The organism is Vibrio algivorus (assembly GCF_030161215.1).
In the GTDB taxonomy this organism is placed as follows: Bacteria; Pseudomonadota; Gammaproteobacteria; order Enterobacterales; family Vibrionaceae; genus Vibrio; species Vibrio algivorus.
This window is the reverse complement of record NZ_BSPV01000003.1, coordinates 778,635-790,813: the sequence shown is the minus strand read 5'-3', so window position 1 is coordinate 790,813 and position 12,179 is coordinate 778,635. Positions and strand designations below refer to the sequence as shown.

The 12,179-nt window shown below is 40.4% G+C and carries 10 protein-coding genes; 8 read left to right on the top strand and 2 right to left on the bottom strand.

The window, feature by feature from the left end; genetic code table 11:
- Positions 1–4: 4 nt before the first annotated feature.
- On the bottom strand, positions 5–613 hold the full coding sequence (gene tesA, locus QQJ93_RS05370) for a multifunctional acyl-CoA thioesterase I/protease I/lysophospholipase L1 (RefSeq protein ID WP_089124451.1): 609 nt from the start codon (positions 611–613) through the stop codon (positions 5–7).
- On the opposite strand from tesA, the gene QQJ93_RS05365 reads away from it, so the two are divergent.
- The 5 genes from QQJ93_RS05365 (at position 612) to QQJ93_RS05345 (ending at position 6,906) form a co-directional block, all read left to right on the top strand.
- Positions 612–1,400, top strand: coding sequence for an ABC transporter ATP-binding protein (locus QQJ93_RS05365; RefSeq protein ID WP_089124450.1), 789 nt, complete (start codon positions 612–614; stop codon positions 1,398–1,400). The two genes, tesA and QQJ93_RS05365, sit on opposite strands and share 2 nt — an antisense overlap.
- The gene (locus tag QQJ93_RS05360; RefSeq protein ID WP_089124449.1) at positions 1,397–3,859 is read left to right on the top strand and encodes an ABC transporter permease; all 2,463 of its coding nucleotides are present in this window, start codon (positions 1,397–1,399) and stop codon (positions 3,857–3,859) included. Before QQJ93_RS05365 ends, QQJ93_RS05360 begins: the two co-directional genes overlap by 4 nt.
- Before the next feature lie 410 nt (positions 3,860–4,269).
- Positions 4,270–5,715 (top strand): FAD-dependent oxidoreductase, encoded by a 1,446-nt coding sequence (locus tag QQJ93_RS05355; protein ID WP_089124448.1) that lies wholly within the window; start codon positions 4,270–4,272, stop codon positions 5,713–5,715.
- 103 nt (positions 5,716–5,818) lie between these two features.
- Positions 5,819–6,223 carry an antitoxin Xre-like helix-turn-helix domain-containing protein gene (locus tag QQJ93_RS05350; protein WP_089124447.1) on the top strand — a complete coding sequence of 135 codons (405 nt, stop codon included), beginning with the start codon at positions 5,819–5,821 and terminating at the stop codon, positions 6,221–6,223.
- Between the two features lie 2 nt (positions 6,224–6,225).
- The gene (locus QQJ93_RS05345) at positions 6,226–6,906 is read left to right on the top strand and encodes an RES family NAD+ phosphorylase (protein WP_284186041.1); all 681 of its coding nucleotides are present in this window, start codon (positions 6,226–6,228) and stop codon (positions 6,904–6,906) included.
- On the opposite strand, the gene QQJ93_RS05340 is transcribed toward QQJ93_RS05345, so the two are convergent.
- Entirely contained in the window at positions 6,907–7,830 is a 924-nt protein-coding gene (locus QQJ93_RS05340; protein WP_089124445.1) for an endonuclease/exonuclease/phosphatase family protein, read from the bottom strand.
- A 268-nt stretch (positions 7,831–8,098) separates the two neighbouring features.
- Between QQJ93_RS05340 and nrdD the strand changes: the two genes are divergently transcribed.
- The 3 genes from nrdD to QQJ93_RS05325 all read left to right on the top strand — a co-directional run bounded on the left by nrdD (position 8,099) and on the right by QQJ93_RS05325 (position 12,166).
- A complete protein-coding gene (gene nrdD, locus QQJ93_RS05335) occupies positions 8,099–10,237 on the top strand; it encodes an anaerobic ribonucleoside-triphosphate reductase (protein ID WP_089124444.1) in 2,139 nt (712 codons plus the stop codon).
- Between the two features lie 136 nt (positions 10,238–10,373).
- Positions 10,374–10,853 (top strand): anaerobic ribonucleoside-triphosphate reductase-activating protein, encoded by a 480-nt coding sequence (nrdG, locus tag QQJ93_RS05330; RefSeq protein ID WP_089124443.1) that lies wholly within the window; start codon positions 10,374–10,376, stop codon positions 10,851–10,853.
- A gap of 128 nt (positions 10,854–10,981) precedes the next feature.
- Positions 10,982–12,166, top strand: coding sequence for an amino acid aminotransferase (locus QQJ93_RS05325; protein ID WP_089124442.1), 1,185 nt, complete (start codon positions 10,982–10,984; stop codon positions 12,164–12,166).
- Positions 12,167–12,179 lie beyond the last annotated feature (13 nt).

Sequence of the window (12,179 nt, the reverse complement as noted above, 5' to 3'; positions counted from 1 at the left end):
ATATTCACAAAATAGATTGGAGCTGAGACGCCATAAACTGGGCGATCCAAGGTTGAGCATCGGCTTTAGGATGAAGCCCATCTTTCATCATCCATTCTGGTTTGATGATGACATTTTCCAGAAAAAACGGTAGTAAAGGAATGTCTTGCTGCTTGGCTATCTCAGGGTATAAATTAGAAAAAGCTTGAGTGTAACGTTTACCGTAATTCGGTGGCACCATAATTTGCATAAGTGCAACTTGGCTTCCGGCTTGCTTACTTTGTTCGATCAATTGGTTCAAATTTCTTTGAATGGTCGCAGGAGGGAAACCTCTTAATCCATCGTTAGCCCCAAGCTCTATTAATACCCAATCAGGTTGATGTTGTTTTAATAATGAAGGAAGGCGTTGCAGACCATTACCAGTAGTATCTCCTGAAATACTGCCGTTTATTACTTTTGCTTCAATGCCTTTTTGCTGTAATTCTTTTGGTAGTAGTGATGGCCAGCTTTGTTCAATCGGCATTTGATATCCAGCACTTAAACTATCACCTAAGATTAAAATAGTGGTTTTTACCGCAGCTTGTGTGACGGAAGAAAAGCACAGTACTAATAGTAAGGATAACAATCTCATCATGTCTCAATCACCTATAAAAGATCCATCAATAACCAAATTAGCAGAGAACGAAGGTGTAAACTCGAGTGCAGAGCAAACTTCGTCAGCTACCTCACCTGAATTTCATGATTCGAACAAGATAGTGATCCAAGCTCAATCTTTGTCTAAATCAGTCTCTACCGAGAAAGAACATTTAACCATATTAAAAGAGGTTAACCTAGCCATTCGTGCTGGTGAAAGTGTGGCAATTGTCGGAACCTCGGGGGCAGGTAAATCCACTCTGATGACCTTACTAGCAGGTCTGGATGTTCCAAGCCAAGGAGAAGTGAGTTTGCTCGGTAAGCCTTTATCGACTCTAGATGATGAGCAACGCGCCGCATTACGCAGCGATTCTATTGGTTTTGTGTTTCAAAGCTTCCTACTTATTCCAACTTTAACCGCCTTAGAGAACGTCACACTACCTTGCTTGTTAAAAGGTGAGAAAGAAGACATTGAACGAGCAACCCAATTGCTTACTGAAGTCGGCTTAAAAGATCGTTTAACTCATACGCCAAGTCAGCTTTCCGGTGGTGAGCAACAACGTGTGGCTTTAGCTCGCGCCTTTATGATTAAACCGAGTATTTTATTTGCTGATGAACCGACTGGAAACTTAGATCAAGTGACGGCTGCGAAAATTATCGAGCAACTTTTTGAGCTAAATAAAGCGCATAAAACAACGTTGGTTTTAGTGACTCACGATAATGATTTAGCTAAGCGATGTGATCGAATTTTTTACATGCAAGCCGGTGAGCTGGAGGAAAGGGAATGAATCAAGGATCCAAATCATTGCCTAACCGAGAATTGTTAAGGTGGAGCTGGCGTGAAATCAAACAAGGTCAGCTTTGGCCAATTGCGATTGCGCTGACCTTAATTATTGCTTGTGTGTTTGGTTTAGCCGCATTAGCAGATCGTATGGATCAGGTAATAGAAACCCAAGGTAAGAATGCACTCACGGCAGATACGGTATTTCGCTCATCTAATCCTTTACCAGAAAGTTTAGTTGCGCAAACTTCCCAGCAGCAAGTTGAAACCGCGACATTGACACGATTTGCCACCATGGCATTTAGCGATAACAGCATGCAACTAGTGACAGTGAAAGCGGTGGATAGCCAATATCCTTTACGTGGAGAAATGGTGCTGTCAGGCAATTCTACACAAAACGAATCAACGCAAAGCTCACATGTGCAAGCAAATCAATTGTGGCTTGAGCCTAGGGTTATGCAACAGTTGCAAGTTAAAGTGGGTGACAGTGTCACGATAGGCGACGCGGATTTTGAGGTGACAGGAGAAGTTTTACAAGAGCCAGGACTAGCCTTTAACCCATTTCAGCAAATGCCGAGTGTGTATATTCATCAATCAGATGTAGCAAAAACCGGTGCAGTTCAGTTAGGTAGCCGAGTAAGTTTTCGTCTGTTTATTAATGGTGATGCTCAGCAAATCTCTCAAATTAAACAATCGGTTGAGTTGACTCCAAGTGATCGCTGGGTAGATGAAGACTCACAAAGCCGCACCTCCGAAGTGTTTAATAAAACCAAGCAATACTTGTCGTTAACGGTTGCCATTGTCGTCGTAATGGCGGCGATAACACTGGTATTAACTTGTCAGCATTATGTATCGAGCCGACGTCAAACTATCGCGATGCTAAAAAGTTTAGGAGCGCAACGTCCTTGGCTAATTCGTTGGTTAAGTTTACAAATTGGTAGCTTATTCGCCATTGGTATCATATTGGGTTCACTGATTGGCGTATTACTTGAAATGGTATTGCGCATTCCGTTAACGGATGTTTTACCTGATCCTTTACCTAGTTATGGGTTGATGCCGTTTTTGTTATCCGTTGGAACCTGCTTAGCGATTGGTATTCCTGCGTTAGGTATTCCTTTGATTGGATTATTAAACACCTCGGCCGCATCAGTCATGCAACCGAGCCAAGGTAACATTCCTCAAAAAGCATGGTTATTGATTTTATTGCCTTTTGCTTTATTGATGTCGGTTTACGGTAGCAACATGTTAGTTTGGATAGTGCTAGCGAGTATTTTAGTGCTATTTGCGATCCTCGGTGTTATTAGCTTATTTATGGTTAAAGGTTTGCAGCACTTACCTGCATCGCCGGCATTGAAATTAGCATTAAGTCGCATTAACCGTTCTTCTATCGCTAGTGGCATTCAATTTGGCGCACTGGCTTTGTCATTAATGCTGATTGCAATTATTTGGCTAGTACGTAGTGATTTATTAAGTGATTGGCAGCAAACGCTACCTGAAGATGCACCTAATGTGTTTGCGCTTAATATTGCCTCTTATGAAAAAGAACAATATTTACAAGAGATTGATGCTAAGGCGTTAAACCGTTCAGAAGCTTACCCAATCATTCGAGGTCGTTTAAGTGAAATAAATGGTGTCGAAGCGAAAGAGTATGCTGAAGGTGAAGATAAAAGTGATTCGCTACGCCGTGAATTGAATTTCACATGGGCGGAAACCCTGCCAGAACGTAACGATTTATTAGAAGGTGAATGGGGCGAAGCCGGTACAGTTTCTGTTGAATCTGATGTGGCTAATGATCTTGGCTTAAAAATTGGTGATTCCTTAACTTTTGTGATCAGTAGTCAAACCGTCACCGCCAAAGTGAATACCATTCGTAAAGTCCATTGGCGTGAAATGAAGCCAAACTTTTACTTCATTTTCTCATCAGATGTGCTCAAAGACATTCCAGGAACTTGGCTCGTCAGTTTTAAAGCACCAGAAGGGAATAAAGCTCAAACCGATGCTTTCTTAAATAAAATGGCACGCGATTTTCCAACCGTGAGTTTAATGGATATTCGGACTATGGCTGGCAAAATTCAAGTTCTGCTGACGCAAATCGTGTGGTCGATTACCGTACTTGCAGGTTTAGCTGTGATTGCCGGTTTGTTGTTGATATTCACATTATTGCGTTTAAGCCTGTCACAGCGACAAGATGAAATTCGTTTATATCGAACACTTGGAGCGAGTAAAAAGCGCATTAGTAGAACAGTGTGGTATGAATACGGGATTATGGCTTTGATTGCTGGTTTGGTGGCAAGTTTTGGCGCAGAGTCGAGTGTGGCAAGCTTAATGAAATGGGGCTTTGAACTTGATCCTAATTGGCACTTTGCTTTGTGGGTAACGCTTCCATTGCTTGCATTTTTAACTTTAGCACTAGTACTACAAACGTTGATTAAGCAATTACTTATTCCTGTAAATAAAGCTCTATGAATAAAAAATGCAGTTATCCACAAAAACGGTGGATAAATATTGGGATAACTTCATTGTGAAAAATAACCAATCTGCTTGTAAGCCACGACAGGGTTTACTTAGCGGATTTTGGTTATTCACAACATCGATTTTTGGTAAAAGTGAATAGAATCGGTCAAGCAATTTTTTAGATTTTTTTACGCATAAAATTAGCAGAGTTAGAACCAAAGTGGTGTAGGTAAAACCGATCAACAATTTACTTGTATGATAAGGATATTTCCTATTTTTTAACCAGTTGGTAGCACATGTTTAAAATTTAGCTCGAAATATCCGACTAAAGTGGTAGGGTATTACTCGACTCAAATATATTCAGTTCTTTAGCCTTCTTGATCTGGCATAAAGACGTTTGTTGTAGGAATGATTGATTAGCTATGGCTTCTCCACATATTGGTATTATTGGTGGTGGTATTGCAGGGGCAACAGCCGCACTGCACTTTGCTGACCTTGGGCTTCAAGTCTCTATTTTTGAACAAGGAGCAAGTCTTGTGGATGGCCCTCCTATTTGCCATTTGCATGCTGGTGGTAACTTGTATCGTGAGATTTCACAGCAGCAATGTGTGCAACTTCTGAAAGAATCGATTGAAACGGTTAAGTTGTATAAGCACACGATGAATGTTCGCCCAACCGTTATCGCGGTTCCTACCCAAGATAAAGGCCAACCAGAAGATCTACTTCCTCGTTTGCAAGTGATTAAACAGGCTTATCAATCACTGGTTGAACAAGACGCCAGTAATCAAGTGTTGGGTGATCCGCAGCGCTACTTTAAGTTGTATTCACAGCAAGAATTAGAAGCTCTAGCGCAATGTGACGTACCAGAAGTAGACTCTCTTACCGACCAAAGCTTAGATGAATGGATGATCCCATTTGCTAAAAGCGTAGATCTTAATACTTTAAAATTTCCTGTGGTTTTAGTGCAAGAATATGGGCTTAGTGTGTTCCGTTTATCGGCCACTGTGAACCTTGCGTTAGCTCAGCTTCCAAATTGCCAAATTTATACCAATACTCAGGTTATCGGTGTTCAACCGAAAGACAAACAATGGGTCATCAATTATAAATCCAATAATAAGCATTCAACTGAATTGCCTGAAGCGATAACGGTCGATTATTTGATCAATGCCTCTGGCTATCAAACAGGTGTGGTCGATGATTGGGTTAAAGCGCCACGTTCACGTTTAGTGGAATTTAAAGCGGCTTATGTGACTCATTGGCAAGAAGGGAACGCGTTATGGCCTGAAGTGATCTTTCATGGTGAGCGAGGTACACCACAAGGGATGGCACAGTTAACGCCGTATCCAGATGGTTATTTCCAATTACACGGTATGACAGAAGACATCACGTTGTTTGAAGACGGGATAGCGCATTCTACAGATGAAAGTTCTCAGCCTAAATTGCCTGAATACCTCGTTAATAAGATCATTCATGGTTGGAGTAAAGAGCAGCAAACCATCCGAACTAATAAAGCAATAAAACACATGGCGCAATTTATTCCCAGTTTCGCGAGTGCCACTTTAGGTGGTAAACCATTATTTGGCGCACAACAAATTCCCGGAACCGACATTACGTTACGTGCAGCCAGTGTTTCTTTTGCCGGTGATAATTATGCTCGTATGGAAATTGTTAAGGCTTCATCTGCGCTAGAGGCTGCACAACAAATCGAGCAGCAGATGCGAGAGTGTGGATTTTATGACGAACTTCATCTCACCAAACAAAATATTTCCTCACAACTCACTATTGAGCAAGTTATAGAAAAAGCCTGCACATTAGCTGAGCAAAGAAGCTATCCGACGGCGCTGGCTAAAGTGGGTGGAGTTAAATAACGTCACTAGATGATTTTTGGATTAGGTGATCTTTTGTCTCTATTTGGATATTTTTATATAATTAATCTACAATGAGAGTATTCAATTTGTTGTAGGAGGCAAAATGGATACTCAACTAATCGAAAAGAAATCGAGTACCAAAGCGATGGCTACGGCAGGTTTTAAAGCTGCTGAGCAAATCATGGATGGCTGGGGTTGCACGACCAAAGATAAACAAAAGATCATGCGCATAGCACCGTCGACTTATCATAAGTTTAAGGCTAATCCTGAAACTGTTTCTTTGGATAGTGATCAATTGGAACGATTAAGCTACATCGTAAATATGCATGCTAGCCTTCGAATCGTGTTTGATAACCCTGAAAACGTGAAAGGGTTTATGGCGCTAGAAAACCATAATCCATATTTCAATGGAAGATCACCATTGTCGATTATTCGTGATGGTAAGTTTGCGCATATTTATGAGGTGTTTTGTCGTATAGATTCGTTGCGTTCAGGATTATGGGGGTAAACGTGACTTCTGTCGTTCAAGGTTTTCGTCTTATTCCATCTAAATACCCAACGATTAACCTTTTTGATGATGTTGCGAATGAGGATGAATTTGCAGCATTGTATGAACTGCAAGCATTAACCAATCCACGCCTTGCTAATGAGCTTGGGGATATGTCGCTTTTAGATCAAAAGGAAATTCCATTTCATTGTAAAAGAGGCCGCAGTTACGCCATCGCAGCCTTTACCCATATCAATCGAGATGGCTCACGCTTTGCTAATGGCCAACACGGCATGCTTTATATTGCTGATGATGAAAAAACCGCTACACGAGAAGTTCAATTCCACCAAGCAAAGTACTGGAGTAATGTTATTGGTCTCAAATATGACCGCATTATTTTTAGAACTTTGAAGTTTACTTTTGATGATTCAAACTGCGTTGATATAACCGACAAGGCTATGTCTGATTTAATATACGATCCCGATAATTATCTAGCCGCTCAGAAATTTGGCCTAGAGATCTATATGAATAGGGTTGAAACGACCGGCATTAAATATAATTCTGTTCGATCGGATAAAGGAGTTTGTTGGGCTTTGTCTACCCCTTATGTTGTGCAGGATGTTATTCAATGTTCTCACACAGAAATGGTCTGGAATGGTAGTGACATTAAGCATGTAGATAAAATTAAACCGATGAAGCTTTAACTACAATTTCACTTCACTCACCACCGGACAATGATCACTTAAGTGATCATTCAAAGCTTCTTGTCTCGTAAAGGTTATCTGCTGTGTACCTTGTGTATGGTTGGCTTGGCTCACAATGATGTGGTCAATTAGACTAGGATAGCGATAGAGTTGATTGGGCTTACGGTTTGATTTCACTTGACAGATCGCAGGTGTCATTTGAGTTGCTAGTTTTGCTTGGTCATCCAATCCATAGGTTAATTGTTGCCACATCCAGTCGCCTTTAAAAGCTAGGTTGTGGTTAAAATCGCCCATTACAATGAAACTTTCCTGACGGTTTACTCGCCTTGTTAACCATTGATTTAGCTGCTCTGCTTGCTCAGATAATTGTCGACAAGAACGTGAACGTTTTTTCTTAGTGGGGCAGCCACTTTTTAAATGTACCGACAATAAGTGTATATCAGGTTGGTTGGCCTGTTTTAATACAATATAGGCAGCAAAGCGCAGTTTTGAATTCGGTAGTAGTGAAATATCTTCAGGATCAACAATGTTTGCTTGGTTTTCCATTAGCCAGTTTTTAGATATTGCAAATCCAGTATATTGGTTGATATCGGGAAACTGAAGATTGGAATATTGCGGTTTAGCGCGATCGGATAAATAAACTTGGTATTCATGGCCAACTACTTTTTGAATTGCTTCTATAGAGTCGACTTCTTGAAAGGCAAGAATAGCTGGTGAGATTTGATTAAACTTGTTGTTGAGCCTAGAAAAGTCTTCTGAATCTCTTTTACTTTCTTTGATTGAGTGGCTTGGGTTCGTGGTCAGCCATTCTATGTTCCATGTCGCGATATTGAGAGTACCGTCTTTTAATGAAGCTGCTGGAATAGGTAGAGAAACGAGACTAAAAAGCCAAAGATAAGTGAACCATGTCCATTGTATTTTCATTTATAGATCGTCTCTTACAAGTTTCTAATAACCATTTCACTATGAGCCTAAAATTTAACATAGTTAAATAAATATGAGCATTTATTGCACAGATTATTTTTCATTTTGTGAGCAAAAGGACTTGCAAAAAAAGATCTTTTTATTCCTCCGAGATCTATTGATTTAGATCAAGATTGCTTAGCGAAGAAAATCGATAATGACACAACATATTGTGTTTTTCGATTTATTTTTGTCTATATCATGATTGTTTTTAGGAGGCAAGGTTAGGATGAGTCAGTTAATTGTTATAAAAAGGGATGGCTCACAAGCCTTGTTTCAACAAGACAGAATCGTGGCTGCAGTACTGAGTGCAGCAAATAAAGCTGATGAACAATTAAAGGAGTATGCCGAGCAATTAGCCGCTTGTGTTGAGCAGCGTTTAACTGAGACTCAAGCTGACTTTCCTGATGGTATTCATATTCAAGATATCCAAACCATGGTGGAAAACTATTTGATGCAAGGTGAATACAAATCACTAGCACGCCATTATATTGAATATCGTCATGACAGAGATATTGCTCGTGAGAAAACCAGTTCGCTAAATAAAGAAATTGAAGGTCTTATTGAGCAGAACAACACAGACTTGCTCAATGAGAATGCTAATAAAGATGGCAAAGTGATCCCAACCCAGCGTGATTTGTTAGCGGGCATCGTGGCTAAGCATTATGCGAAACAACATATTCTGCCACGTGATATCGTTCATGCTCACGAATCTGGTGATATTCATTATCACGATCTCGATTATGCTCCATTTTTCCCTATGTTTAACTGCATGTTGATTGACCTAGAAGGTATGTTAACGCGCGGTTTCAAAATGGGTAATGCCGAAATTGATACCCCGAAATCAATCTCTACTGCCACGGCTGTTACCGCGCAAATTATCGCGCAAGTTGCTAGCCACATTTATGGTGGTACTACGATTAACCGTATTGATGAGATTCTTGAGCCTTACGTGCTCGCAAGTCACCAAAAGCAATTAAAACTCGCTCAAGAATGGGATATACCTAATCCACAAGAATTTGCTCGAACTCAGACAGAAAAAGAATGTTATGACGCGTTTCAGTCTTTGGAATATGAAGTGAACACCTTGCATACCGCAAATGGGCAAACTCCATTTGTTACCTTTGGTTTTGGCTTAGGGGAATCTTGGGCGAGTAAACTCATTCAACAGTCTATTTTACGTAACCGTATTGCCGGTCTCGGTAAAAATCGCAAAACAGCGGTTTTCCCTAAATTGGTATTTGCAATTCGTGATGGTTTAAACCATAAACCAAGTGATCCAAACTACGACATTAAACAGCTAGCACTTGAGTGTGCGACTAAGCGTATGTACCCAGATATTCTGAACTACGATAAAGTCGTGGAAGTGACCGGTTCATTCAAAACACCGATGGGATGTCGCAGCTTCTTAAATACTTATGAAGAAAATGGTGAGTTAATTCATGATGGCCGGAATAACCTAGGTGTGGTTAGCCTGAACTTGCCTCGTATTGCAATTGAGGCGCAAGGTGATGAAACGCGTTTTTATGAAATATTGAAGACTAAATTAAAACTTGCTCGACGTGCATTAGATACTCGTATTCATCGTTTAGAAAATGTAAAAGCACGTGTTGCCCCAATTCTTTACATGGAAGGGGCATGTGGTGTTCGTTTAAATGCTGATGATAACATTGCGGAGATTTTCAAAAATGGTCGTGCATCAATCTCATTAGGTTATATCGGTGTACATGAAACGGTTGCAGCACTATTTGGTAGCGAAAATCATGTCTACGATGATGAGAATCTGCGCTTAAAAGCACTTAAGATCATCGACTTTATGAAGCAGCATGTTGAAGCTTGGGCAAGCGAAACGGGATATGCATTTAGTTTGTATGGTACGCCAAGTGAAAACTTATGTAATCGTTTCTGTCGTTTAGATGCTAAACAATTCGGTGTAATAGAAGGCGTGACGGATAAAGGTTATTACACCAATAGCTTCCATTTAGATGTACAAAAGAAAGTGACACCGTACGATAAAATCGATTTTGAGATGCCATACCCTGGAATCTCAAGTGGTGGTTTTATTTGTTATGGCGAGTTCCCTAATATGCAGCACAACATTGAAGCGCTAGAGAATGTTTGGGATTACAGCTATAGCCGCGTGCCTTACTATGGCACCAATACTCCAATTGATGAATGTTATGAATGTGGTTATACCGGTGAATTTGAATGTACCAGCAAAGGCTTTACTTGTCCTAAATGTGGTAATCACGATTCAAGTAAAGTGTCAGTAACGCGTCGTGTATGTGGTTATTTAGGTAGTCCAGATGCAAGACCGTTTAATGATGGTAAGCAAGAAGAAGTAAAGCGCCGCGTGAAACATTTATAACTATACTCACTAACTTCAAAAAGACGCAGCATAAACCCTTAAGCTGCGTTTGTTGTTTTAGATGTGTTATACCCATCGCATTAATTATCTAATCATCTAATTACTTTGATTGGTATTATTTTGAATTTGGAAGCGAATGAACATTTCTCAGTATTATTCTGTTGATGTTATTAATGGCCCCGGCACTCGCTGTACTTTGTTTGTGTCTGGATGTGTGCATCAATGCAAAGGCTGTTATAACCAAAGCACATGGTCGTTGAACTCTGGAATCAGGTTTACCCAAGAAAATGAAGATGCGATTATTCGTGACTTGCAGGATACTCGAATATTTCGTCGTGGGTTGTCGTTATCTGGCGGCGACCCTCTGCATCCACAGAATTTATCGGCGGTATTAAAGCTCGTTAAGCGAGTGAAGTTAGAGTGCCCAGACAAAGATATTTGGATGTGGACGGGTTATACCTTAGCTGATTTAACAGAATCACAAAAAGAAATCGTGGATTACATAGATGTCTTGGTAGATGGTAAATTTGAAAAAGAACTGGCTGATCCTAGTTTGCAATGGCGAGGGAGCAGTAACCAAGTTGTGCATTACTTGACGGAAAAGCGCACTACTTGATGATAAAACAAGCATTAAGTGATATTAGAGTTAGAATATCGACGAGAGTTTTAAAATCTCGTCGATTTTTTTTTGTGTGGGTGGTAATTTAAATTTTTATTAACTGATTAGCACAGGGTTGTGTATTCATGCTTTCTCATCTATCCGCTCCGCAGCAAGATCCTATATTGTCATTATCCGTGGCATACCGTAACGATCCTCGTCCAGAAAAAGTAGATTTAGGCATTGGTGTCTATAAAAATAGCCAAGGTCAAACCCCCATAATGGCGGCTATTAAACAGGCACAAACTCAACAAGCTCAAGAACAAACGACCAAAGCGTATGTTGGCTTAGCAGGTTGTGAAGAGTTCAATCAATGTATGGTAGATCTACTGCTTAAAGATACTTCGGCTTATTCTCGTGTTTCGGCGATTCAAACTCCAGGTGCAAGTGGAGCATTGAGAATGCTGGGTGATCTATTGAAAATTGCAGAGCCAGAAACTACGGTGTGGATCAGTAACCCAAGTTATGTCAATCACCGTCCTGTTATGGAAGCGGCCGGTTTGAAAGTGCGTTTCTATCATTATTTCAATCCTGAAACACGTCAGGTGGATTCTACTAGAATGCTTGCAGATCTTGCTCAAGCAGGGCCTAAAGATGTGGTTTTATTGCATGGTTGCTGCCATAACCCAACAGGAGCAGACATCAGCATAGATGATTGGAAAGCGATTACAGAATTGTCCCAGAGAAATGGTTTCACACCGTTTGTGGATATTGCTTATCAAGGTTTTGGTGATGGTTTAGCGCAAGACATTGTTGGCTTACAACACATGGCTAATAATGTAGAAGAAATGTTGATTACAACATCTTGTTCGAAAAACTTTGGACTATATCGTGAACGAACTGGCGCGGCGATTGTTATTGGTAAAAACTTACAAGAAGCTAATAATGCTAAAGGTAAACTACTGACGTTAGCTCGTTCGACTTATACCATGCCGCCAGATCATGGAGCAGCATTAGTGAAAACGGTATTGCAAAATGAGCACCTGACTCAGCAATGGAAGGCCGAATTAGTTGAGATGCAACAACGTTTAGTTGGTTTAAGGCAAGCGCTGTGTCAAGAATTACTGAATAGTCATAAAAATGATCAATTTGAGTTTATAAAGTCACACAAAGGTATGTTCACTGTGTTAGGCTTTTCGCCTGAACAAATGACGCAATTGCGTGAAGAGTATGGAATTTATGGCGTCGGTGATGGCCGTATTAATATTGCAGGTTTGCAAGAAAAAGACATACAATATGTAGCAAATGCGATAAACACTCTGGCTCAATAGGCCATATGTACAA

Coding starts and splice junctions, on each gene's coding strand:
- QQJ93_RS05365 (WP_089124450.1), top strand. CDS start 612: ATGTCTCAATCACCTATAAAAGATCCATCAATAACCAAATTAGCAGAG.
- tesA (WP_089124451.1), bottom strand. CDS start 613: ATGATGAGATTGTTATCCTTACTATTAGTACTGTGCTTTTCTTCCGTC.
- QQJ93_RS05360 (WP_089124449.1), top strand. CDS start 1,397: ATGAATCAAGGATCCAAATCATTGCCTAACCGAGAATTGTTAAGGTGG.
- QQJ93_RS05355 (WP_089124448.1), top strand. CDS start 4,270: ATGGCTTCTCCACATATTGGTATTATTGGTGGTGGTATTGCAGGGGCA.
- QQJ93_RS05350 (WP_089124447.1), top strand. CDS start 5,819: ATGGATACTCAACTAATCGAAAAGAAATCGAGTACCAAAGCGATGGCT.
- QQJ93_RS05340 (WP_089124445.1), bottom strand. CDS start 7,830: ATGAAAATACAATGGACATGGTTCACTTATCTTTGGCTTTTTAGTCTC.
- nrdD (WP_089124444.1), top strand. CDS start 8,099: ATGAGTCAGTTAATTGTTATAAAAAGGGATGGCTCACAAGCCTTGTTT.
- nrdG (WP_089124443.1), top strand. CDS start 10,374: ATGAACATTTCTCAGTATTATTCTGTTGATGTTATTAATGGCCCCGGC.
- QQJ93_RS05325 (WP_089124442.1), top strand. CDS start 10,982: ATGCTTTCTCATCTATCCGCTCCGCAGCAAGATCCTATATTGTCATTA.